Here is a 23,315-nt window from a genome sequence, read left to right as displayed (position 1 = left end):
AATTCACTCCTGCGGTAAATGTTGCGGATGATCTTTTTTAATCACTCTGAGGATCAGTGCGGTAAACAGCGCACCGGCGAGAATGGCAAACAGGTAGGCTGAGACATGGGTAATGACGTTCGGTATGAACATAACGAAGATCCCGCCATGCGGTGCGCGGGAAGCACAGCCGAGCATCATTGACAGTACGCCAGCCAGTCCCGAGCCCGCCACAATGGCGGGAATGACGCGAAGCGGGTCCGCCACGGCATACGGAATGGCCCCCTCAGTGATAAAAGAGAGGCCGAGCACGTAGGTGACCTTGCCGGTTTCGCGCTCCTGAACGCTGAATTTCTTTTTAAAAAGGGTGGTGGCAAGGGCAATGCCCAAGGGAGGAACCATTCCCGCAGCCATGCATGCTGCGATGGGTTCGTAGATTCCGGTCGACATCAATCCAATCGCGAACATACAGACGGTTTTGTTAAGCGGCCCGCCCATATCGAAAGCCACCATCATTCCGATAAGCAATCCGAAGATAGCCGCGTTGGCATTTCCCATATCCGTCAGGAAGGTAGTCAGGCTCTGTAACAGAAGCTTAATGGGCTGGCCGACGACCAGAATCATCAGCGCACCGGTCAGGAACACGCTTAACAGTGGCACAATCAGAATGGGTTTAAGTCCGGCAATGGCCTTGGGTAAGTTGATGTACTTCACCACGAGCAGCGTGATGTAGCCCGCCATAAAGCCCGCCAGTAAGGCGCCAAGAAAACCCGATCCGGTATGAATGGCTAACATGCCGCCCACCGCGCCCGACACAATCCCCATATTGCCACTAATCGACTTGCTGATGCCCAGTGAAAGAATCGGCAGCATTAACGCAAAAGCGGCACCGCCACCTATATCGGACAGCATCTTTGCAATGGGGTTATAGAGGGGATCGCCTGGCGTGGCGGCAGTGATCCCAAAAGAAAAACTGAGGGCAATTAATATCCCGCCCGCCACGACAAAGGGAATCATAAGGTTGACGCCGGTAATCAGATGCACATAGATGCTCGACAGCGCCGCTTTTTTGTCTTTGTCTCTGCCCTGCAAGGTTACGTCTTCTGGTGAGGCGGAACAGATTTCGCCGGTTAAGGCCCCGGACAAAATGTCGTCCAGTAATCCAGCGGCATCTCTCGCGGCTCGGGTAACGGACACGGTAATCATGCTTTTGCCGATAAAGCGGGAGCAATCAATCTTTTTATCCGCGGCAATAAGCACGATATCAGCACGTTTAATATCCTCTTCAGTGAAAATATAGTCACTTTCAACGGCACCCTGTGTTTCAACAAGGATCGTTATGCCTTTTTTCTCTGCGCTCTTTTTTAAATTGGCTTCCGCCAGATAAGTGTGTGCTACGCCTGTGGGACAGGCGGTAATCGCAATAATATTCATTTTTCCTCCCGGTGAAAGGCTTACTCCTGGGTGTTATTGACTAATAAATTAAATAAGGCCTCTTTTGTCTCTGCGTTTAGTAATGCCTCAACGACTTCATCATCGCCAAGGGCAATTGAAATTTTTGCCAGTAGTTTTATATGTCCCGCGCCGCTGTCAGCTTCTTTAACCGCAAACAGAATCACGAGGCTGACCGGCGAATCGTCCATGGTTTCCCATTCCACGGGGGACGCCAGTTTGGCTACCGCGATCCGGGTTTCGTTCACCCACTGCGATTTTCCATGCGGGATTGCTATCTGATTTTCGAAGCCGGTAGAACCTAATGCTTCGCGCAGCATGACGTCATGAATAAAACCTTCTTTGTTGCTGATAATATTTAATTCACACAAGCTTTGCGTTAATTTCTCAATAACCTCATCTTTATTTTTTGCATTTAGATTCATAAAAACACAGGTCTGACTTAACAGATCGGCCACAACAATTTTATTATGCATCCGTTACTCCGTTAGCATTATCTTCTTTATTAAGGCACTCCATCACCCGCAAAACATCTCTGTTTGAAAACAGGGCAGAAACATAGGCCACAGGATGTTCAGTCTCCTCCAGTCTGATCGTGGAGATAATTAAATCGCACCTGACTTTCTTAATGGCTTCGTTCAGGCGGGCACCCGGCACAATATCCACGATCTCCCATTCGGGAAAGGCCCGGCTGATTCGGCTGGAAAGCAGCTGAGATGTACCAATGCCGCTGGAGCACACCAGCATGACGCGTTTAGTTGCATGACACTTTTCTAACGCGTTCTGAATGTAAATAGTCAGATAGGCAATCTCATCATCCGACGCTATCGGAAGCCCCCACTGCTGATTAAGGTGCAACACGGCCTGTTTGACGACGTTAAATACCGCGGCAAATTCTTTACGTATCTCGTCCAGCAACGGGTTGTGAATAACAATGCGGTAGGCCAGCCGATTAAGCATGGGCTTCACATGTGACACCAACGCGTTAAGCAGCACGCTGTCGCTGCCAATATTTTGTCTTAATAACGAAGAAATCCGGGTGATTAAGGTCGTGGCGTAGTTCACGGCGTCTTCGTCGTAGTGCGATGGAGACGGAAAACCGGCGCTAAACGGATGCCGACCCGACGAGATGAGGTATTGATAAATATAGTGAACCTCAACGGGCGCGAAGGAGACCGCGTAATTTTCCTCCAGCCATCTGACCGCTTGCCGGGCGACTGACCATTCGTGATTGTTGTAACCTGCCATGTCCGACTCCGCTGGCGCGGGTGGCGTGCCGTTAAGCGCTCTTTTAATCGTCACCAGCAGATGGGAAAACAGGTTGGTATAATAGGGCTCGCTAATGGCGCAGTGCAGCGCCTCTTCAATGTAGGTGATCAGATTAATGCAGCAGGCCACATTGTCGCTGCCAAACTCCGCCACCAGCTGAACGCGCGAAAAACGATCGATGCGGCTGTCGGCGACAGGGTAACCACTCATCACGCTGAAGGTAATAATCTCTTTCAGCGCCAGACGAATATCCCGGTCGCTGCCGGTAATACAGGTTCCGCTATGGCTACGCGCAATGCGCAGTGAAAAAGGCGTTAACCAGACCTCTATTTTTCGTAAATCTGCCACGATGGAAGAGCGGCTGATAAAATATTTTTCCGCCAATGCGCTCAGCGTGAGCGGTGATGGAGAACAGGTAAGCAAGTCTGTTGTGATGGCGACCAGCCTTTTATTTTTCAACAAACCTTTTACCTCTTCCCCATGCAGATCCACGGGTAAGGCGACGCCATTTTCCAGCAACAATCCCAACCCGGGTTTGCTGAGGATTCGGCTCTCCTTGTCGGCGAAATAGTGATTAACGGAATCTACATCGCGGCGCAGCGTACTGGCTGAAACCTTCAGCGTCCGGGCAATATCTGTTGCCGAGCGCCATTCGCCCTGAGAAGCTAAAAGATGAATTAATGCCTTTTGTCTTTGGGTCAGCACGTTGACTCCCGGCTTCGCTAGGTGATCCAGATGCTCGGTCATTACCGTTATATCTGCCTTGTTCCGGTAGAGAAATACCAAACCATGGCGTCGATATGACCATAATAGTGAACAGTGCACCTGCAATGCTGCTAACCCGGTTCCATTCGTGCAAACTCCAGTGTGTCGCGGCGTGACAGAAAGAGCGGGCCTGAACATCAGGCCCGATGCGGTTAATGTCCGCCAAAGACTTTTTCAACTTCTTCGGGTTTGTCATGTACGCCAAAACGATCGACAACGGTTTTTGTCGCCTCGTTCATGCCACGAATCTCGACATCCGCCCCTGTCCGACGGAATTTAACCACCACCCGATCAAGCGCGTTAACAGACGTGATGTCCCAGAAATGGGCATGGGTTACGTCAATCACCACCTTTTCCAGATCCTCCTGAACGTCAAAGCTGCGGACAAAGCGATCGGCGGAGGCGAAAAATACCTGCCCGGTAATGGCGTAATGGCGACAATCGCCTGATCGCGTGGAACTGACCGCCATAAAGCGTGCCACTTTGGTGGCAAAATTTAATGCAGCAATCAGCACGCCCACGATGACGCCAAAGGCAAGATTATGGGTAAAAACCACGACCAGGACGGTAGCTATCATGACGACGCTGCTTGAGAGAGGATGGGTGCGTAACGTCGCCACCGAACGCCAGGAGAAGGTACCTATCGAAACCATTATCATGACCGCGACCAGTGCCGCCATGGGAATCTGAGATACCCACTGGCGCAGAAACACCACCATCACCAGCAACGTGATACCCGCCGTGAGTGTGGAAAGCCGTCCACGACCGCCTGATTTTACATTGATCACCGACTGACCAATCATCGCGCAGCCTGCCATTCCGCCGATGAAGGAGGTACAGATGTTGGCGATGCCCTGCCCCTTACATTCGCGGTTTTTGTCGCTCGCGGTGTCCGTCATGTCATCAATAATGGTCGCCGTCATCATCGACTCCAGCAAGCCAACCACGGCCAGACCTGCGGAGTAAGGCAAAATGATCAACAAGGTGTCGATGTTCAAAGGCACGTCGGGAAGCAGAAAAATGGGCAGGCTGTCAGGCAGTTTGCCCATATCGCCCACGGTTCGCACATCCAGGTGCAGAAACAATGAAACTGCCGTCAGAATCACAATGCAGATCAGCGGTGACGGCAGTGTTTTGTCGAACAGTGGATAAAGATAAATAATCGCCAGGCCGGCGGCGGTGAGCGCATAAACATGCCAGGTGACATGAGTGAGTTCAGGCAACTGCGCCAGGAAAATCAGAATGGCCAGCGCATTAACGAATCCCGTGACCACCGAACGCGACACATAGCGCATCAGGTTGCCGAGTTTACAGTAACCCGCAATGACCTGAAGTACGCCGGTGAGCAACGATGCGGCAAGCAGATACTGCAGCCCGTGCGTTTTGACCAGCGTCACCATCAGCAACGCCATCGCGCCGGTGGATGAGGAAATCATCGCCGGACGCCCACCAAAAAAAGCCATGACAACCGGAATACAGAAGGCGGAGTAAAGACCCACTTGAGGATCGACACCCGCGATGGCAGAAAAAGCGATCGCTTCAGGAATCAGCGCGAGCGCGACAACAATACCAGCCAGCACGTCACCACGGACGTTACCCAGCCAGTCCTTACTCGTCGAGGACAGCAACATAGTATTTTCTCAAATTTTGAATGCAGTTCGCCCAAAAGGGCAGATTTCAGACAGAAAGCGTCACATCCACAGACGGGATGTCAATGAGGTGCGTCCGAATGGGATCGGGACGACAGGGAAGGGATAAAACTCAGGGTGGCGTGATACGCATGACGGTTAAAAACTCCTTATCAGCATGGGCTGGCTGCAGCAAGGCACTGCAGTAACATTGCCGGGTCATCTCAGGCAACGCCCTGTTCAGCTGACTACTTTACACAAAAAATCACCCGCACTGGAAGCCTGAATTTGCCTTACAGCCCAGGCACTCCCGGCCAGCGGCGGGAGAAATCCTCAATAAGCGCTTGTAAAACTGCTGTTTATTGATTTTATAACATTGCGTGCCGCAGGCGCATATAGCCTGACTGACCGCATAAATGAACGGTCAGCCAGGCGTGACGCATCGCTTCGGCGCGTCGTTACACTCTGAATGCCTCAACCATACCGCGTAATGAATGTGCCTGTTCAGACAGGGACTGCGAAGCAGACGAAGACTCTTCGACGAGTGCCGCGTTATTCTGGGTGACCCCGTCCATCTGGCTGACCGCAATGCTGACCTGAGAAATGCCCTGCATCTGCTCCGAGGACGCCATCGAAATCTCATCCATTGCGCCCGCCAGTTCGTTCACCATGCCCACGACTTTTAAGATGCTTTCACCCGTACCGGCCGCGACGTGCACGCCGCTGTCCACCTGCTCTACGGCACGTTCGATAAGTTCTTTAATCTCTTTAGCTGCGGTGGCGCTTCGCTGCGCCAGCGTTCTGACCTCGCCGGCAACAACGGCAAATCCGCGTCCGTCTTCACCCGCCCGCGCCGCTTCGACAGCGGCGTTCAACGCCAGGATGTTTGTCTGGAACGCGATACTTTCAATCACGCCGGTGATGTCACGAACCTTGGTAGCACTGGATGCGATTTCATTCATGGTGTGAGACATCAACTGCACCTCTGACTCACCAGTGCGTGCCAGGGTTGCAGCCTCTCTGGCAACGGTGGCGGTATGCTGAGCACTGGCAGTATTACTTTTCACCGTCGCGGTCAACTGTTCCATACTGGCCGCCGTTTCCTGCAGGGCTGCGGCCTGCTGTTCAGTGCGTGATGACAGCTCAGTATTGCCCTGGGCGATCTCGTCCGAGGCGGAGGCGACCGAACCTGCCGATTCTTTGATTTGCGTAACCAGACTTCGCAGGCTGGACTGCATGTTAGCCAGCGAGGCAAGCAGGCTGCTGGAATCGTTGTGGCGGAGTATGACTGGCGCTGTGAGGTCGCCGCTGGCGATGGCCGCAGACAGTGCCTGGGCCTGGGCCGGTTCCCCGCCCAGTTGGCGCATCAATACTCGGGTAATGATGAAGCCCGCCGCAATTGAAATCGCCACGGAAAGCGAGGCCAGAATCATTAAGATTGTGGTTGCTCTGTGAACGTTTTGACTGGTGTTTTCAACCGACCGCTCACTGTCTTCCATTTGAATGTTCGTCATTTCCTTGAGGGCCTCCAGCAACTGGCCCTGCAGCGGCCTGACCGTTTTTATCAGGTAGCTTATCGCTTCTTGCTGTTTATTTTGCAGGCCTAACTGCCCTGCGTGATCCAGCACGGCCAGAACGGGGCCTTCGCTGCTGACGATCTTGTCGAAGGCTTCCCGGGCCTGCGGGGTTGAATCTTCGGCGACCATGGCAGCAAGCCGTTCGCGGTTTTCAATATAACGGGCTTTTTGCGTGACAATACGCTGCCATTCCTTCTGCATCTGGTCGGCTTCGGTCAGCAGGGCAAGGTTACGAACGATGACGGCCATATCACGTAACCCGCCGTACATTTCCATCCCCAGACGGTATTTCTTCATTTTGACATTGACGGCGTTGTCCATGCCATTACGGGCATTATTCAGGCCGTTATAGGCCACCGAGGTGCAGATAATGAATAACGTAATCAACAGGCCAAAGCTGATAGTGAGACGCGTAGAGATTTTCATGGGGACTCCTGTTTATGTTAGGAAACAGGTATCGGTTGAAATAATAAAAACCACAGTAAAAAAATCATAAATAATAGTTATAATAATGTAAGACATTGATAATTATGTTATTATAATAATTCCCTGTAATAATTTGACGAATGCGACTTTATATTCTATCTCGCCATGAAAAAATAAATATCACCAACCAACCATTTATTAAAAAATATTCCATGCTTCCTTTTCGATTAAGAAAAATAATATAAAACGTCGTTGCTGCGGCATACTCTGCTGATTGATGGGCTTAACGCTATGGATTTTTGCTGTCAGCCGCGATTGTCCGGTCAGGAAGACCCGCAGACTGTCCAGGGAGTGGGTTTGTGCAACGGACAGGATAACGAAAGGATAAGTCACTGGCTGTGCCTGACGATCACCGCTGCTATCATGGCAACGAAACCGGTAGCGATGACGGTTTGGATTTGGGTTTGGGTTTGGGTTTGGGTTTGGGTTTGGGTTTGGGTTTGCGGGTGAGATAACAGGAGCCAGCCTGCCGCCATTCATAATTAGCGCTGCGCGAGAGAAACTGAGTAGCGTTGAGCGTTATCACTTTAATTTTTATGCATGCGCATGCCAGCATCCCGACAAGGGCGCTTTTTTAAAACACACAGAATAATTAAACGGGGACATTATCGGCACATTTTTTAAAAACTTTACTGTTTTTGTATTTTTTAATAAATGAAAAGGTTTTCATTTATCACAACCCCGGACATACCTATTTATGATTAGCCTGAGGTTATCGAAAAAATATTAATTTGGCTTAACCGGATCCAAAAGAAAATATTGTGCATTTCTAACGTGGAAAATAACACACCACATTCTATAATCTACTCTACTATGGAAAGTAGATTTTCCCCTGCGCATTTCAACAGACACATAGTGACCAAGAGTCACGCGCAAGGCCTTGATAAATAGAAATTTAACAAAGATTATTATAAATAAATTACACGAATAATATTTGATGGCATTCATCAAAAAACACCATTTCACCTGGAATTCAATAAATGAAAAACATTCTCAATAACATTAGTCTGCCGACTAAATTCCTGATCCTGGGGATTTTCGCGTTGGTATTATTTGTCTTTCCCACCTATTTATTTATCCAGACGGGTAATCAGGCTATTGATGCGAAGAAACAAGAGCTGCAGGGCGTACCGGTCGAAAAAGATATCCTGACGTTGCTTAACCTGATTCAGCGTCACCGGGCTGAAAGTGCAATCGCCATTTCATTGAATAAACCTGATAATGCGCCGCGCCTGGCACTTGCCTCTCAGATAGATACCCTGACAGATACTATTGCCGCAGAATTACGCCAGTATGATGCCAGTGCGCAGCCGACCCAGCGCTTCAACGGCGTCAAAGCCGCCTGGTCTCAGCTTCAGCAAGATGTTGCATCGGGTAAACTGACGCTGGCTACCAGCCTTTCGCATCACGCGCTGCTGATTCAGAACTTACTGGACACCAACCAGGACATTCTTGATTTATATGGTCTTTCTTTGGACGCGGACCTCAATACGTATCAACTTATCATGAGTATCTATGGTCGGTTACCTGAACTGACCGAGACGCTTGGACGCATCAGAGCCAGCGGTACCTCTGTGATTGCTGCGGGTGACAACGCATCCGATTCTTCACGCGGCACGATGGAGTACCAGATTGAAGGGGGTAATGCGGCGCTGGAAAAATTCAGTAATGTGTTAAATAAAGCGTTTGCCGTAGAGCCGGATCTCAAATCTGAATTTACCGCGCTGGCGAATGATGCCTTCCAACGTTCCGCCAGCGTCCTTAAACTGGCTGAAGATGTCTTTATTACAAAACGTGTTCAAATTACCCCTGTTGAATATGTAAAAGACTTCACCCAGGCTATTAACACTTATAACGATCTTGGCATGAAACTCAGCCTGCAGCTGGGAAAAACACTGAACGACCAAATCGACCAACGTCGTCGTTCACAATATATATTGCTGGCTTCACTGATCGCCGTGGCCTTGCTGGCCGTATGTGTGGCGGTGATGATCAGCCGGTCCGTTACCCGTCCGGTAAAAGAAGCGGTTTTACTTGCCAGTAAAGTGGCCGCCGGTGATTTAATGACGACGATTACCGTGTCAGGTAAAAATGAAATTGCTGAGTTGCTCAATGCGCTCTCGCAAATGCAGCAACGTCTTGCGCTTCTGGTATCGAATATTAAAAACAATGCGTCAACCATCGCAAACTCCTCTGAAGAGATTGCGATGGGGAATAACGACCTCTCTTCCCGAACTGAAGAACAAGCGGCCTCACTGGCGGAAACCGCGGCCAGCATGGAGCAGCTCTCTTCAATCATCAAGCAGAATGCTGACAACACGCGCTACGCATCAGATATGGCGGTTTCAGCCACTAACGCAGCGCTGAAGAGCGGCGAAGCGATGACTTCTGTAATGACTACTATGCAAAAAATTCGCAGCAGTTCGGGGCAAATCGAAGAAATCACCTCCGTTATTGACAGCATCGCCTTCCAGACGAATATTCTGGCGCTGAATGCGGCCGTGGAAGCAGCGCGTGCGGGCGAGACGGGCAAAGGTTTTGCCGTGGTTGCCGCTGAAGTCCGGGCGCTGGCCCAGCGTTCGGCCAGCGCAGCGAAAGAAATTAAGGGCCTGATTGAGCAGTCCGTTGGGCATTCGAATGAGGGCTTAATGCTGGCGCAGGATGCCGGCAGCAAAGTAAAACAGAGCGTCGAAGCAATTGAACAGACATCTCAGTTGATTCGCGATATCTCCTCATCCTCTGAAGAGCAAAGCAGCGGCGTAAGCCAAATAAATATTGCGGTTAATCAGATGGACCAGGTCACGCAGCAAAACGCCGTGCTGGTTGAACAGTCGGCGTCTTCTGCTGACGAGCTGGCAAAACGTGCAAGCGATCTGCGCGACATGGTCTCTGTGTTCCGCACCGCTTAATCTTCTCCTTTTGCCACTGCCGTCAGCCTTTGGCTGGCGCAGTGGCCGTTATAATCCCTCATGCCCGGCGTTAGCCAGGCAACTTTCGACCAGAAAAACAGCGAAATCACACGGATGATTAATTGAATGATTACCGAAAGAAACTTATTCTGTTCGCCGTAAAAAAACAGTAAGCGGTCAACGGCACTCTACTAATGTCCGAAGGCTGGGGTTGTTACGGTCCATCGGTGCATTCTCATTTTGATATAGAGCACCTACCCGTTGGGCTAAGCTGTGCTAACCTTCCGGTCTCAGAATCGCCATTCGGGGAGAATATGAACAACGTTTTTGACGAAAAAATGACGGACATCATCATCGGTGAGGTGGTGACGCAGCTACTGAATGAGGATGCGGCTATCTCGTGGAGCATTCTCCTTGAGAGGCTGCAACAGTTTCTGGACATCGAGCGGGATGAAACCCGGCTCAGAGCGGCTTTGCGGGCGATGGATGAGATACGCGCCGAAATGCTGTTACATCCGGCCGAGAACAACGGGGTTGAACCTCATCCGGCAAATCTTCATCAGCTTCACTAAGTATTGAGCAACACGGCTGGACATTCCGTTTACGCGTTGTGAGTGGTCTACCGTCTGAACGACAATTTATAATATCGAAACAATGACAGTAATAATCCAGAAGCCACTGCTCTGGCGGATAACCGCCCCATGAGCGACGAGACCGCCACTGAAGATATCTATACCCTGATTGGCAGGATAGTTACCCATCTGCTCAGGCCAGATGGGGAAATACACCTGCGGGACATACTCAGTTCGTTGCACCACTTCAGCCAGCAAAGTTCCGATAAAGGTGAAAAGCGAGCCTGCGAGGAAGCCATCCGTTTGCTCTCCAGACAGCTCCACTGAGAGACAGTCACTCAGCTCGCTGCCGGGTGTTACCTTATATCGCCAGGCCTGCTAACGCCTCAGAACAGAACCCGGTTTTTTGCCCTTATGCCTGTTCTTCCTGAGAGCACGTGCGGCCGACCACAATCTCAAGGCAACTCCGCAATACATCCAGCTGTACAACATCTTCTGTACTCTCCAGCTCGGCAATCAGATTGATAATAATGGCCTTGCTGGTCACTTTTTGTCCCTGAATGACAATATTACGGATCACTGCATCCAGCACTGCACTTTCAGCCTCAAGTTTATCGCCCGCACCGCGAAAGAGGCGCATAATTTCCGCTTCGGTCGTGCTTTGCTGAGTGTCGATGGTGTTCTGCATGATGCTCTTCTTAATCAATGTCAATTTAGTGGACACGTGGTAATGCCGCGAAGCGGGCAGAAATACAGACGTGTCTGTCCTGAGTAGTGATGATTACACTACGCACTGTAAAAAAGTATTTTGAAAAGGCGTGAGACGAGCCTTAATGCTTGCGACTGTTGTCCGGGACGCTTTGACCGAATGCAAGTGCCGCAGAATCAACGGGATCACGCGCGGAGGCAAACTCGCTCTGCACTTCAGCAAGCACCTTTTCAATGGCCTCTTGCCGCCCGGCATCCGTTTCATCTCTGAGCATAGACTTTAGCCTGTTAGCCAGGGTTGCACCGCTGATTCTGTCATTGCTGTCCAGTAGCGCAATCACCGCCTCGCCCATGATGTGCTCAGTCAATTTCTCAAGTTTGTCTTTCAGCATACCCGCACCTCTGATGACATTGTGCCCATACAACCGGGCAAACCAGCCTCAAACGCTCAGGCTTCTAATGACCTGCTAATTTGGCCGATCAGATTGATGCTGCGAGACGTTATTACCCTTTAACGCAACGCGGCACGAATCTCAGCGGTCAAAAAGCATGCCGATAAGTTTCTGGTAATGCTGCTCTTCTTGAGGCCCGGTCGACTGGCTAAGGCGACGGATCAGCGCGCTGCAAATGGCCTTACGGTTAAGGCTTTTACCTGCATGCAGGATCTCAAGAATGACCTGACCCAGCGTCTCTTTTTCAGAAGGCTGCGTGTCATTGCCGAAGTAGCGCGCAATGTCACGGACGGTATTTGTAGTGGTTTCGTTCTGATGCATGCTAAACCCCCAGATGTGAAATTGAGTGAACTATAACCAAGCCTTGTCCACTAAACTTATACAACATCTGGAAAATTGTACAGGAATTCCGTTTATTCCCTGCGCTGAGAATTGTGCATAAAGTGCTATGCCCTGTATAACAATTACTTGCGTGAGTATCAGATTCTTAACCTTTAGAACGTTACCCACTCTTTAACAGGCAAAGACTGTCTTAGACATTTCTGTTTCATGTCGCAAGGTGAACCTTGTACAAGTCTCTGGCAGCGAAGCTATCTGTCATCGTCCTCATCCGAACGGAATCGGATGACATCATCATTGCGCTTCGCGTTTTCATTCTGGTTCGCCAACATAAGCCACCTCAGACTCGCATTGGGGCGGGCATGCGACTGCCTGAACTGTTTCAGCCAGCTACGGGCAGCAAAAATCTCTGCCAGTCTGTTGTCACAGGTTTCCTCTTCGGCCATCTGGTTGAGCTCTGTGATGAGCGTATCAAAACTTATTTCTTTCTCACCAAGAGCCAGGCTGACCACGGCTTCACCAAGAATGACGTGCTCTTTCTCATCGTCATGAAATAACACTGTATCCTCCTGCTTTATAAATTACATCGTTACTACATAAGCTATTTTAGTGACCCGAGGCCAGATGACAAAAATATTTCCTGGCCATCAGAACAATATTTTACAAGTGCGAATATCTTATATTTTAAATGCTTTTTTTAACCTGATGAAAAACAATCATTTTGTGGGTTAATTTACATACTAAAATCCTGTAAAAGACTATTCTTAAAGCGCAGCCTGGCTGAAAATGGTCGAACCAGGCCTGACGCTGCAAGGCTTGCGGGTCGGTGGTCATTAACGTCTCGACATCTTTAAAGAGGCAATCTGCGCAGCATTTAACCCTATAACCTGCCTTATTTTATGATTTTCATCTGATAATTTCACTTGTCACTTTTTAAGCGCCCGCTTATCACAGCCTATAAAACCACACTCAATGCAGTGTTGTTTTTTTACTGATGCAGAAGACAGGATTTATTGCGGATAACATTTCCCGACGAGGTGACCAGCCCAATTTCCCCCTCCTGCAACGTTCAAAAAATCAGGCAGGTTTCGCGGTGAATTTGAAAAACAAATATGCGCGGGTATGCCGGTATTCGTGTTTCTCAGCGGCGTGCAGGCATTGTCACACCGGGCCCAGAAAAAGTAAGCCAAACGGCACAGATTTTTGTTAGGGCACGATCGGTAATACTGCTGTACAGCAGCCCCCAGGATCGGTTAACTTGCGCACAACTCTTCCTACTTCGCTCAAGGGAACACTATGCGCCAGAACGGTTTACCACCTTCGGGGAAAACCAGCAGTCTGGCCCACTATTTCAGCCAGATTGATCATCCCCACCAGCTCGAAACGCTGGGCAGGATAGCGGTTGAAATACTTCACGAGAATAAGCCCGTCAGTCGACGGATCATCTGTCTTAAGCTCATCGGCTGTCTTGAAAAAGCCACCCGTGAGGAAGACGCTTTGCATTATCGTGAACTACTGGCCATGCTATTCAGTCAATAACACCTGCTAAACCGTGCTTCCATCAATGAGCAGGTCAAACCCAACACCGCCCTCTACGTACATCACGTCGGAATCCGTCTCTCCCTCGCTGCGCTCTGCTGTATAGCACAGTGCGAGTAGCGGTTTTCAGATGCGCTACGGAGGGCGAGCTCCCCCCTTACGCTTTACGACAACATGCAAACCCCCTGACGCCGACAAAAAAAATGCCCGCACCTCGTTAAAGGGTCGGGCCGGAGTTCTCAGGGAAATCCTAAATGACTTCCAAACAGCGTTTTTAAATTAGTTCACCATCTGAATTGTCGCCAGTCGAAATCGGACAAATTTTTTCTGTACCTGAAATACGTCTCTAATTTTTTGCTGATAAGTGCCGTCTGACAGTAAGAATCAAGCTTCATATCACATTTTTGCAAAGTCTTATCGGGCCGGTTCCATGTTCTGCCTGGCAAGCCGATAAGGGTAATGTGAGTTGATTATCACAATGATTGTCCTGACCACATGTTGCTTACTTCGGCACCCTTGCGGTGCCGTTTTTTTGTCATGCGTGGGGTCAATACGTGCCTGGCGGAGTTTGCCAGGCACAGTGAAACGCTATCCCTGGCGGGAACACGGCGAAGGCTTAATTCAACGGGGTGAGATAGAGTTGTTCAAACCGGGGTGCGCTGACCGGAGAGCCCGTCTGGTTCCCCTGCAAAACGTCGCATTCAGCCGCGCAAATCAACGCGTGCTGTGCGTCGTTCTCAATGCCCTCGGCGGCCACCGTAATCCCCATATTTTTAGCCAGTGACGCGATAGCGTTGATTAACAGCCGGGTTTTGTTGCTCTTCTCCAGTTGCAGAGTCAGTGATTTATCAATCTTAAGCCCCGCGACGCAGCGATGTTGTAACAGGCTCATTGAGGCAAGGCTTCGGCCAAAGTGATCAACGATCAATAATGCTCCCGTCGCCTGAATGGCTTCTAAAACCTGCGATTTGATGTCCACAGTATTGGTCAGCAAGGGTTCGTCCACTTCCAGGTCGATAAAACCTGCGTCATCGCCGGCACACTGACGGATCACCTCTTCAAGGCCAGCCTCCATTAGCTGGCGCGGAAACAGGTTAATACTGACTCGCAGGGACAGATTTTGCGCACGCCACTGCTTAACCTGACTGACGGCAGACTGAACAATCCACGTCCCCAGAGTAATGGACAAAGGGCTTTTAATCAGCATATCGATGAAATCAGCGGGAAACAGCAGGCCCCGCGCCGGATGCATCCAGCGTACCAGGGCTTCACAGCCGATTAACTCGCCATTCTGGGCATCAAACCGCGGTTGATAATGCAGAACAAACTGCTGCTGGCGAACGGCGGCTTCCAGCTCACGTTCAAACCGACGCCGCCCCAGTTCCGCCTCACGAAACTCAGACTTAAACAGCACTGACTGGCCTTTGCCGCTTGCCTTAGCCCGGTACAACGCCAGATCGGCTGCTGACATCACCGATGAGGTATCCGCCGCGTGATGGGGAAAACTGGCCACCCCGGTACTGGCACCGACCGCTATAGTCGAATCCATGTAATGAAAAGGCGTCTGAATCGCGGCGGTGAGTTGCTGGGCAATCTTCATCGCCTCATCGCTACCGCAGGGCAGTAAAACGATAAACTCATCGCCCCCCAGGCGAGCGGCGGCGATAGCCTGAGTGCAGACAGCGCGGATTTGCTCAGCCACATGGCAAAGCAATGCATCACCAGCCGCATGACCGCGGGTATCGTTAACGTCTTTGAAACTGTCTAAATCTGTCATCAGCAGCGTATAAGGTACGCCTGATTCAGTTAGCTTGCTGAGCTGCGTCATGAAGGCGCTTCGGCTGGCAAGCCGTGTCAGCATGTCCAGTGAGGCCAACTCACACAGACGGGCTTCGCTCTCGTAACGAAGCGTCACATCCCGAATGATCATACCGATGTAACGCTCAATGCCCTCCCGCCAGCCGGAAAAAGAAACTTCCGCCGGAAACTCTTCCCCATTGCACCGCTTGCCCCAGATCTGCAAGGTACGCGGCGCTGAGATAGCCGCCTCTTCATGTTCAAGGCGCTCAAGCTCATTGCGGTAATCCGTCTGGCAGCGCTCCGGAATGAGTCCGGCAACGTATTTACCCGCCATCTCTTCAGCATCATAGCCAAACATCTTGGTCGCTGCAGGGTTCCAGAAGGTAATTCCCCGGTTCAAATCCGTACAGATAATGGCATCGGGCGAGGTTATCGAGATGGCTTCGAGGCGCTGCTGACTGGCATGACGCAGCACCTCCATACGATGAACTTCCATGCGATCCATGACCAGTGCGGCAAGATCGGTCAGATTCTGACGGTCGGTCGTACTCATCGCGGGGCGTGGATGATTATCGGTCAGACAGAGCGTACCAATGCGATGCCCGTCCGGCGTAATCAGCGGCACACCCGCATAGAACCGGATAAAAGGATAACCCTGCACCAGCGGGCTGTTTGCGAAACGGGGATCGTCGAGCGCATTGGGAACGCAAAGGATATCGTCACTTTCGAGCGTGTGGTGGCAGAACGCGACGCTTCGCGAGGTTTCTGTGATTTGCAAACCATAACGCGACTTAAAAAACTGCCGTTTTTCATCAATCAGCGACACAAATGCGACCGGCACGCTGAACAGTCTGGCCGCCAGGATAGTCAGTCGATCAAAGGCTTCATTGGGCGGCGTATCCATCAGATGGTACTGGGCAAGCGCACGCAAGCGTGCGACTTCACAGCCGCTTTCAGTTGAGTGCTTCAGAGTTTGTCCTCCTGAGGTCATATACTGTGGCCGGGCATCTCACAGTAAAAAGAGGACGCCTGCAATCAGACAGAACCAGGTAACGCACTACACATCAACCTGAAGCCGCAACATAGGTCCGCCTGTACAGCATAATGTCAGAGATCAGAAACCTGTACTGATAACGACATCTACTCTTACATAGTGCCCGATGTTGTAATTATCGTCCGTTCAGGAGCGAACTTCATAGCTAAAACCGTGTTTACGCTTTTAAAGGGTAAAAATCGTCATTTTTTCTGTTGCGGCACCAGTTCGTAATGGGGATGGCGCCCCGCAAGCAGCAGCAGAAGCTCATACTCCCCCTGACTCAGCAAGGCGACCTTGGCGGTGGCCTCTTTGGTTTGCCATGCCCGCAAACTCAGATCGAAGCGTTCGGCAGCCCCTTCCTGCGACAGGCCAGCGGCAATCCGCAGTTCACGCACGTTATTCTGGACGGTAACGGGCCGTCGGACGATTGAATTTCCCAAACCAGGCTCCCTGTGGATAAAGTAGGGTAACAGGTCGTCAGCCGATCCCTTCGGTGTCCGCTGACACATCTGTCTGCAACCGTTGCAGCACACATTTCATAAGGATTTTTAATCTTATCTGTTGAAATGTCAAACAGGGGACAGTTCGTCTGCTGGGATTATTTATCTCTAAAAGGAGGGTCAGTCCAGCCCGGCTTATTTTGATTAAGCGAAACGCCTTTATATTTAACTGGCTCAAAATTTTGGTTTTTATTCTGTGTTGTTATTATGTAAGTAAATATTTATCACGGAATGCTCTATTTAATGCAAACAAAAAACCCCGCATCCGATACGGGGTTTTAAAAGGCATCGCGGCAGGTTAGCGCGTTTATAAGGTATCAGGTTGTTCCCAGTCCCTTAATATCTTATGAGACAGGCACGAATTAACGGCCAAACGCGACCCACGCATCATCATCTTTGGTCGGTGCAGAGACGATGTGACGCTTCGCCGGTGCTGGCGTGACTGGGGAAAACTGAGCGGGGGACGTCGCGGGTAGCGTAAACCGCGTGATCACGCTGGTCAGCGTTTCCGTCTGATTATTCATGCTCTCTGCTGAAGCCGATATCTTATGAACCAGCGTGCTGTTTTGCTGCGTCACACGGTCAATCTCGGCAACGGCGATCGTCACCTGAGAAAGGCCCTTGCTTTGCTCTTCGGATGCCAGCGCTATCTGGCTAATCAGCTCGTTAACGCTGCTCACGTTCTGCAGGACCTCTTCCATCGTGCTGCCGGCGCTGTCGGCTGCTCCGCGCCCTTCACCAATGCGCGCGACCGTGTCCGCAATCAGTCCTTCTATCTCTTTCGCCGCTTCAGCACTGCGCTGGGCCAGCGACCGAACTTCGCTGGCAACAACCGCAAAGCCACGCCCCTGTTCCCCGGCACGTGCGGCCTCAACCGCGGCGTTGAGGGCCAAAATGTTGGTCTGGAACGCGATGCCATTAATAGTGGCAGTAAACTGGCGGATTTTTTCAGCCCCCACGGCAAGTCCCGTCATCGCGGTCACTACCGTTTTAACCAGCTGCTCGCCTTTCTGCGTTGTCTGGGCTGTTATACCTGCCAGCTCACGCGCTTCACGACTGTTTTCAGCATTGTGCCGAACGGTGGCCGTCAGTTGCTCCATGCTGGCAGCCGTCTCCTCCAGCGCCGCAGCCTGGGTGGCCGTTCGGTTCGACAGGTCAGCATTCCCTTTCGCAATATCCCCCGCTTCAAAGTTCAAAACAGAGGCGTTATCGCGAATAGCCAGAACGGTATTTAACAAACTTTGTTGCATTTCTTTCAATAAAGGAACCATTTGCCCGACACAATTCCTGCCAAGATCTTCGGGTTCACGGGTCAAATCACCTTCGGCAATCACGCGGAAGTGAGCGCGCAGTTTCGCGACCGGTCGCACCAGGTGCACCACCAGATAACGGTCGCAAAAGAGCAGCAGCGCGGTGACGGCGGCCAGCGTCACCAGAAAGAGATCGACCAGCTTCTGATGCTCATTGCGCAGCGGTGCCTGATCAGCGGAAAGCTGCTGTTCAAGTGCCGTGAGCCGTTCCTGAGTTGCTGCGGGATAATCCTGAGGCGCGCTGGTGAGAGCGGTACGATACCGCTGCCAGTCAGCCTCTGCCGGTGCCTGGGCGGCAATGTCTGCATGCGTAGCCGTTGCGTTAGCCTGCACCTGCAAGCTGGCGCGATTAAGAAAAACCAGCTGCTGAGTCAGGCTGTTACTGCGGCTGGCCTGATGGTCGATTTCATTGATGATGAACGATCCATATGCGCCGGCTAACGCGATAATCATGACAGCAGCGATAAGGATCCAGAGGACAACGCGTCTGATTGTAAAATTTTTTAGAATATTCATGGTATTTCCCCGGTGTGGCGACGTAAAAAAAGCTAAAATAAAATATTCACGGCTAATAGTTGCGAGCAAAACAATAGCGCGCTACTCTTATCTGAGTATTGTGGCAGCGTTATTGAAAAAATAAAAATCAAAAATTGATTAAATGTATGCATCGTCGATAACTAATAAATTCATTAAAGAAAATAAAAAGAGACATAAAACCAGAACGCGCCTATTATTTACCGAGAAAAAAACTATTTTTTATTTTCCTTTCGCCGAGTCCGGCCTCATTCCGGTGTTTTTATTCGACATTTTTTCTTTTTAATTTCGCGCCGTGAGCAATCCGGAGCGGAGGACACACATGCTTATGAATCTCGACGGCGATCATGAACGCCGCACGCGTGCCCTTGAGGCCCTTCGCTACCCCGATGAAAGTCGGGATGATGTGCTGAGAAAATTCGTCAGGCTTGCCAGTCAGGCGCTGAATATTCCCGGAAGCTTTATTTCGGTCATTGATGACGAATTCCAGTACATTCGTGCCTCACACAACTTCAAGCTGGAGCGCTCCTCCCGCGAGGACTCCCTTTGCCGCTACGCGGTAGACAGCGATGCTGCGGTGGTGGTGCCAGACACGTTTCTGGACAACCGGTTCGCGGCACATCCGCTGATCATTGGTGCCCCCTTTATTCGTTTTTATGCGGGCGTACCGCTTAAAAACCGCGATGGCATTAATCTGGGCACGCTGTGTGTGACCGATATTCAGCCGCATCCTTTCACCCCGGCACAAATCACGACGCTGACACTGCTGTCATCACTGGTGATGTCATTTCTGGAAGCGTGGCATTCTGCAGGATTTATCGATCCGGTGACGAATCTGCCAAATCGTCAGCGCCTGATCCGCGACATGCATTATCTGGCGGCTGCCGGTGACACCACGCTGCGTCGCCTGGTCCTGATTGACTGTATAGATATGCCCCGTGCCTATGAACTGGCCCGTTCAATGGGCATGGCCCCGGTCGAAAGCCTGCTTAAAGATGTTGCGACACTGCTGCCTTTACGCCTGCGTCCTGCACCCAGCGATATTCTTTACACCGTGGCGACTGGACGTTTTGCCGTGCTGACCCGGGCGGACAGCCGCATCAGTGCTAACTGGGTGGCCTGCCAGATGGCGGGCATCAGTGCGGATTTGGGTGAAGGCCTCTCGGTGGGGCTGAGTACACACACCGGTGAAGTCGATTTTGTCTCCGGCATTTTCCCCCCTCACGAAACGCTGCGTCAGGCAGTCAGTGCCTTGCATGAAGCCATCGATCGGGGATTGCCCTCTTTACGCTTTAGCGAGGCCACCGACAACAAACGTACCCAGGACTTCACCCTGGTAAACGATCTGGCAAGGGCGTTGCGGGAAAATAGCGGCCTGTATTTGGTTTACCAACCCAAAATTTGCTTACAAAGCGGCAAGCCTATTGGGCTGGAGGCGCTGATTCGCTGGCGCCATCCCGTACACGGTGAACTCTCCCCTGCCTCATTTATTCCGCTGGCCGAGCAGACAGAGATACTCACGAGCCTGACCACCTGGGTCATAGACAACGTGATTACACGCCTGAAACGTCTGCGCAATAGCTGTATCCAGTTGCCGATCACGATTAACGTTAGTGAGCGTGATTTCTCGATTGATGGCTTTGCGGACGTGCTGGAAGAGAGAATGTTAAAGGCGAAACTTCCCACGTCGCTGTTGGGAATTGAGTGCCTGGAAACAGAGCGCATTGTGGAAAGCCCTTCCGCCATGCGCGGACTTGAAATGCTTAAACTGCGCGGCTTCGGTATTTCTCTTGATGATTTTGGCACCGGCTACAGCAATATCAGCTATCTTCGCCGTATGCCGCTGGACGTGATTAAACTGGACAGGTCGTTGATCAGTGAGCTGTCGTCAGATACGGCGTCACGCATCATCGCCCGCAACATCATCGCCATGCTGAAAGAGCTGGATTATGTCGTGCTGGCTGAAGGCGTAGAATGCGTCGATACCGTCGAGGCATTAACAGAATATGGTTGTGACCAGGCGCAGGGCTTTTTCTACTCCCGGCCGCTGGCAGACAGTGAACTGGATCACTGGCTGCACTGGAAACTGCGTGAGATGTGCTGATACACGGCGCGCAGGCTTATCCGGCCGGATAGCGAGAGATCGCGCCCTCGTGGCTTATCATCACCCGATTACGGCCATCCCCTTTGGCCGCATACAACGCTTCGTCTGCCCGTCTTAACAGGGCGTCTTTGTCCTCCGTTTCACTTAGCGTCGCGACGCCGAGAGAGACAGTCATCGCACTGATAAACGGAAATGACGTTTTGCTGACGGCTTCACGGATGCGTTCCGCCATCGCGGCCGCGTCGTTCAGTGCCGTACCGGGAAGCAGCAAAATAAACTCCTCCCCCCCAAAACGGCTTATCACATCCAGCGTGCGGCATCGCTTACGCAACAACCCTGCCAGGCTTACCAGAACCTCGTCTCCCGCATCATGCCCGTAGCGATCGTTGATCTTTTTGAAGTGATCGATATCAATAGCGATGGCGCTTTGCACAGGCTCTTCGCTGTGCTGCGCCGCCTGAATATAAAAGCCGCGCCGGTTATTCAGTCCGGTCAGCGGATCGGTCATGGCTTTATCATTCAGGTCGGCAACGTGCCCGGCGACCGCCCGACGATGCTGCTGAACCGCCTCTCTCAACCTGTCCGCTTCGTTATACCAGGTGTTAACCGATGAGAGCAGCTCCGGGCTGGCATCGCTACCACCATCGCGCACCATTCCGGCCAGTTTTTCCAGCGGATAAGAGATGCGCGTCGCCAGAAAGGCCATACAGGTTGCGGTGAGCACGATAACACCGAGGATAAACCAGAACGCGCTCCTGGCCGTGTGCGCCATCAGGCTACCCACGGTTTCTGAGGTGCCTGACATAAAAATATTCCAGTCGGTTTTTTGCAGGCTGGCATAGCCGATGAGGTATTTTTTGCCCTCCTCCTGAATCATTAACTGACCACTCGTGGTTGAGGCCAGCCGCTTTTGCAACTGTGGGCTTAGCGCCATGCGTTTGCCAACCTGGGCTGGATCGTGACTGAAAATAACGGAGCCGTCATCGCTGACAATACTCACCGAGGTGCCATCCCCGTAATAATGCTGGCTCAGCACGTCACTCAACATGCTCTGTTTCTTCAGGTAGATGGTTCCACAGATAAAACCAAGATAACGTCCATCCGCTGCAAACAGGGGCTGTGACAGCAGCACGACGTAATTGCCTGAAGGGGAGTTGAAAGGCGAGGAAATAAAGGGCTTACGGAACGTAATAGCCTGCTCTGTCTGCGGAGTGTCTACTTTCACGCCCACGAGGCTGAGGCTTTCAGGCGAAACGGAAGCGATAACGGCATGACGGTCAACAACAGCGACCGAATTAAAAAAGCCGGACTGCTGCAGTAAACGCGTGGTTTCGCGATGCAGCCTGTTCAGATCGTTGAGATCGGTGATCTGATTAGCACTCCAGGCCAGTTCGCGCTGAGCAATGGTCAGGTAATGATCGGTCGTATCCGCCAGCTTGCGCGCGTAGGCGATGTTACTGTCTAACAACGACTCTTCAATATTGCTCTTTTGAAAAATAAACAGCGCGCCCAACAGCAGACCTGAAGTCAGTATGACGCTTCCAATGGATAACGCGGTAAGGAGCGTTCGTAGATGTATTTTTCTGCGATACATATTGGGTTGCGCTGAGGATGAGTTAGTCAAATTTTAACCGCCGCAGCGCCAGACAAACGCGAGAATAAACGCCTGTTTACTTGTCTTTCATACTGAATGACGTTACGCATTGCTGTAAAAGCAGCCTGATACTCTTTTTTTTGCGTTGTGCAGCATTTAGGCGCCGTGAAGGTGTAATCTGGGCCAGCGGTTACCCGGGCGTTTTTGGGTTTACCCTTGCCAGGCATTCCAGCCGGATAACGCCTCTGGCGGCGGCGCAAAGCCTTTCGTGATAAGCGGAATCATCCGATCACGGCACGGTTGCCTGTGCTTTTCTCTGCGCTAATAATGTTCAACACCTACACAGACTCTGAGGAAGACCATGATGAAAAGCGCTGTTCTTAGCATGCTGGCCAAAATTTCAAAAATGGATGCTGAAACGAAAGAACTGGTTGCTCAGACAGAAGCGCAGTCGCTGTTGCTCAGCGCGTTGACGCTGACCGTGGGCAAAAGCGGCGGTGTCGAAGAGCTGATTTCAGCGATCAGTCAGGCCATCAATACGGTTCTGGAGTCCTCTGACGGCCTGATTAAATCCGATGCGGAGCTTCTGCTGACCAAATTTCAGGAGCAGTTAACGCTGACCCGGCTGGTGGATGAGGAGTCAAAAGAGTTTCTGAAAAGCGTTCCTCAAAAATCGCTTCCCTCCGTCTCCGGTAATGAAAAAATTACCGACTGCTAGCCATCGCCTCTGAGGGCGATGCGTTAAGCGCGTCTGTCTGTCTT

Annotated in this window: 19 protein-coding genes; 6 read left to right on the top strand and 13 right to left on the bottom strand. The window is 51.3% G+C overall.

Annotation, left to right across the window (positions count from 1 at the left end):
- Positions 1-3 precede the first annotated feature (3 nt).
- The 5 genes from PAGR_RS03165 to PAGR_RS03145 all read right to left on the bottom strand — a co-directional run bounded on the left by PAGR_RS03165 (position 4) and on the right by PAGR_RS03145 (position 7,096).
- Positions 4-1,413, bottom strand: coding sequence for a PTS fructose transporter subunit IIC (locus PAGR_RS03165; protein ID WP_014604956.1), 1,410 nt, complete (start codon positions 1,411-1,413; stop codon positions 4-6).
- 20 nt (positions 1,414-1,433) lie between these two features.
- Entirely contained in the window at positions 1,434-1,907 is a 474-nt protein-coding gene (locus PAGR_RS03160) for a PTS sugar transporter subunit IIA (RefSeq protein ID WP_014594664.1), read from the bottom strand.
- Positions 1,900-3,447, bottom strand: a complete 1,548-nt coding sequence (locus tag PAGR_RS03155) for a BglG family transcription antiterminator (protein WP_014604955.1) — start codon at positions 3,445-3,447, stop codon at positions 1,900-1,902. The genes PAGR_RS03160 and PAGR_RS03155 overlap by 8 nt, the downstream gene beginning before the upstream one ends.
- A 170-nt stretch (positions 3,448-3,617) precedes the next feature.
- The gene (locus PAGR_RS03150; RefSeq protein WP_013027296.1) at positions 3,618-5,096 is read right to left on the bottom strand and encodes a SulP family inorganic anion transporter; all 1,479 of its coding nucleotides are present in this window, start codon (positions 5,094-5,096) and stop codon (positions 3,618-3,620) included.
- Positions 5,097-5,551: 455 nt separating this feature from the next.
- Positions 5,552-7,096: a methyl-accepting chemotaxis protein gene (locus tag PAGR_RS03145; protein WP_013027297.1), complete on the bottom strand. Its 1,545-nt coding sequence runs from the start codon at positions 7,094-7,096 to the stop codon at positions 5,552-5,554.
- A gap of 1,040 nt (positions 7,097-8,136) precedes the next feature.
- On the opposite strand from PAGR_RS03145, the gene PAGR_RS03135 reads away from it, so the two are divergent.
- The 3 genes from PAGR_RS03135 (at position 8,137) to PAGR_RS23870 (ending at position 10,964) form a co-directional block, all read left to right on the top strand.
- Complete coding sequence (locus tag PAGR_RS03135) at positions 8,137-10,065, top strand: methyl-accepting chemotaxis protein (protein WP_014604953.1); 1,929 nt, start codon at positions 8,137-8,139, stop codon at positions 10,063-10,065.
- 314 nt (positions 10,066-10,379) lie between these two features.
- Positions 10,380-10,637, top strand: coding sequence for a hypothetical protein (locus tag PAGR_RS03130; RefSeq protein ID WP_014604952.1), 258 nt, complete (start codon positions 10,380-10,382; stop codon positions 10,635-10,637).
- Positions 10,638-10,766: 129 nt separating this feature from the next.
- Positions 10,767-10,964 (top strand): hypothetical protein, encoded by a 198-nt coding sequence (locus PAGR_RS23870; RefSeq protein WP_014604951.1) that lies wholly within the window; start codon positions 10,767-10,769, stop codon positions 10,962-10,964.
- A gap of 85 nt (positions 10,965-11,049) precedes the next feature.
- On the opposite strand, the gene PAGR_RS03120 is transcribed toward PAGR_RS23870, so the two are convergent.
- The 4 genes from PAGR_RS03120 to PAGR_RS03105 form a co-directional block, all read right to left on the bottom strand.
- Positions 11,050-11,325, bottom strand: a complete 276-nt coding sequence (locus PAGR_RS03120) for a biofilm development regulator YmgB/AriR family protein (protein ID WP_014604950.1) — start codon at positions 11,323-11,325, stop codon at positions 11,050-11,052.
- A gap of 142 nt (positions 11,326-11,467) precedes the next feature.
- Positions 11,468-11,737, bottom strand: coding sequence for a hypothetical protein (locus PAGR_RS03115; RefSeq protein ID WP_014604949.1), 270 nt, complete (start codon positions 11,735-11,737; stop codon positions 11,468-11,470).
- Between the two features lie 141 nt (positions 11,738-11,878).
- Complete coding sequence (ycgZ, locus tag PAGR_RS03110; RefSeq protein ID WP_014604948.1) at positions 11,879-12,118, bottom strand: regulatory protein YcgZ; 240 nt, start codon at positions 12,116-12,118, stop codon at positions 11,879-11,881.
- Between the two features lie 269 nt (positions 12,119-12,387).
- Positions 12,388-12,696 carry a hypothetical protein gene (locus PAGR_RS03105; protein ID WP_013027303.1) on the bottom strand — a complete coding sequence of 103 codons (309 nt, stop codon included), beginning with the start codon at positions 12,694-12,696 and terminating at the stop codon, positions 12,388-12,390.
- 736 nt (positions 12,697-13,432) lie between these two features.
- Here PAGR_RS03105 and PAGR_RS03100 point away from each other — a divergent pair.
- The gene (locus PAGR_RS03100) at positions 13,433-13,675 is read left to right on the top strand and encodes a biofilm development regulator YmgB/AriR family protein (protein ID WP_013027304.1); all 243 of its coding nucleotides are present in this window, start codon (positions 13,433-13,435) and stop codon (positions 13,673-13,675) included.
- Between the two features lie 616 nt (positions 13,676-14,291).
- Here PAGR_RS03100 and PAGR_RS03095 read toward each other — a convergent pair.
- The 3 genes from PAGR_RS03095 to PAGR_RS03085 form a co-directional block, all read right to left on the bottom strand.
- Complete coding sequence (locus PAGR_RS03095; RefSeq protein ID WP_014604947.1) at positions 14,292-16,466, bottom strand: sensor domain-containing phosphodiesterase; 2,175 nt, start codon at positions 16,464-16,466, stop codon at positions 14,292-14,294.
- 245 nt (positions 16,467-16,711) lie between these two features.
- Positions 16,712-16,951 carry a hypothetical protein gene (locus PAGR_RS03090; RefSeq protein ID WP_014604946.1) on the bottom strand — a complete coding sequence of 80 codons (240 nt, stop codon included), beginning with the start codon at positions 16,949-16,951 and terminating at the stop codon, positions 16,712-16,714.
- Positions 16,952-17,373: 422 nt separating this feature from the next.
- Positions 17,374-18,837, bottom strand: a complete 1,464-nt coding sequence (locus PAGR_RS03085) for a methyl-accepting chemotaxis protein (RefSeq protein WP_014594672.1) — start codon at positions 18,835-18,837, stop codon at positions 17,374-17,376.
- 340 nt (positions 18,838-19,177) lie between these two features.
- Here PAGR_RS03085 and PAGR_RS03080 point away from each other — a divergent pair, with 340 nt between their 5' ends.
- Positions 19,178-20,959, top strand: coding sequence for a GGDEF and EAL domain-containing protein (locus PAGR_RS03080; protein ID WP_014604945.1), 1,782 nt, complete (start codon positions 19,178-19,180; stop codon positions 20,957-20,959).
- Positions 20,960-20,975: 16 nt separating this feature from the next.
- On the opposite strand, the gene PAGR_RS03075 is transcribed toward PAGR_RS03080, so the two are convergent.
- The gene (locus tag PAGR_RS03075) at positions 20,976-22,553 is read right to left on the bottom strand and encodes a sensor domain-containing diguanylate cyclase (RefSeq protein WP_014604944.1); all 1,578 of its coding nucleotides are present in this window, start codon (positions 22,551-22,553) and stop codon (positions 20,976-20,978) included.
- A 364-nt stretch (positions 22,554-22,917) separates the two neighbouring features.
- Between PAGR_RS03075 and iraP the strand changes: the two genes are divergently transcribed.
- A complete protein-coding gene (gene iraP, locus PAGR_RS03065) occupies positions 22,918-23,271 on the top strand; it encodes an anti-adapter protein IraP (RefSeq protein ID WP_022622436.1) in 354 nt (117 codons plus the stop codon).
- Positions 23,272-23,315: the final 44 nt, after the last annotated feature.

Source organism: Pantoea ananatis PA13, from assembly GCF_000233595.1.
Taxonomy (GTDB): Bacteria; Pseudomonadota; Gammaproteobacteria; order Enterobacterales; family Enterobacteriaceae; genus Pantoea; species Pantoea ananatis.
Note: the sequence above shows the minus strand (reverse complement) of the source record. Positions and strands in the feature narration are given on the sequence as shown.

What these genes read in the sequence shown, in the direction of transcription:
- PAGR_RS03080 (WP_014604945.1), top strand. Translation starts at nt 19,178, where the DNA reads ATGCTTATGAATCTCGACGGCGATCATGAACGCCGCACGCGTGCCCTT.
- PAGR_RS03100 (WP_013027304.1), top strand. Translation starts at nt 13,433, where the DNA reads ATGCGCCAGAACGGTTTACCACCTTCGGGGAAAACCAGCAGTCTGGCC.
- PAGR_RS03115 (WP_014604949.1), bottom strand. Translation starts at nt 11,737, where the DNA reads ATGCTGAAAGACAAACTTGAGAAATTGACTGAGCACATCATGGGCGAG.
- iraP (WP_022622436.1), top strand. Translation starts at nt 22,918, where the DNA reads ATGAAAAGCGCTGTTCTTAGCATGCTGGCCAAAATTTCAAAAATGGAT.
- PAGR_RS03165 (WP_014604956.1), bottom strand. Translation starts at nt 1,413, where the DNA reads ATGAATATTATTGCGATTACCGCCTGTCCCACAGGCGTAGCACACACT.
- PAGR_RS23870 (WP_014604951.1), top strand. Translation starts at nt 10,767, where the DNA reads ATGAGCGACGAGACCGCCACTGAAGATATCTATACCCTGATTGGCAGG.
- PAGR_RS03075 (WP_014604944.1), bottom strand. Translation starts at nt 22,553, where the DNA reads ATGTATCGCAGAAAAATACATCTACGAACGCTCCTTACCGCGTTATCC.
- PAGR_RS03085 (WP_014594672.1), bottom strand. Translation starts at nt 18,837, where the DNA reads ATGAATATTCTAAAAAATTTTACAATCAGACGCGTTGTCCTCTGGATC.
- PAGR_RS03120 (WP_014604950.1), bottom strand. Translation starts at nt 11,325, where the DNA reads ATGCAGAACACCATCGACACTCAGCAAAGCACGACCGAAGCGGAAATT.
- PAGR_RS03150 (WP_013027296.1), bottom strand. Translation starts at nt 5,096, where the DNA reads ATGTTGCTGTCCTCGACGAGTAAGGACTGGCTGGGTAACGTCCGTGGT.
- PAGR_RS03155 (WP_014604955.1), bottom strand. Translation starts at nt 3,447, where the DNA reads ATGACCGAGCATCTGGATCACCTAGCGAAGCCGGGAGTCAACGTGCTG.
- PAGR_RS03135 (WP_014604953.1), top strand. Translation starts at nt 8,137, where the DNA reads ATGAAAAACATTCTCAATAACATTAGTCTGCCGACTAAATTCCTGATC.
- PAGR_RS03095 (WP_014604947.1), bottom strand. Translation starts at nt 16,466, where the DNA reads ATGACCTCAGGAGGACAAACTCTGAAGCACTCAACTGAAAGCGGCTGT.
- PAGR_RS03130 (WP_014604952.1), top strand. Translation starts at nt 10,380, where the DNA reads ATGAACAACGTTTTTGACGAAAAAATGACGGACATCATCATCGGTGAG.
- PAGR_RS03160 (WP_014594664.1), bottom strand. Translation starts at nt 1,907, where the DNA reads ATGCATAATAAAATTGTTGTGGCCGATCTGTTAAGTCAGACCTGTGTT.
- ycgZ (WP_014604948.1), bottom strand. Translation starts at nt 12,118, where the DNA reads ATGCATCAGAACGAAACCACTACAAATACCGTCCGTGACATTGCGCGC.
- PAGR_RS03145 (WP_013027297.1), bottom strand. Translation starts at nt 7,096, where the DNA reads ATGAAAATCTCTACGCGTCTCACTATCAGCTTTGGCCTGTTGATTACG.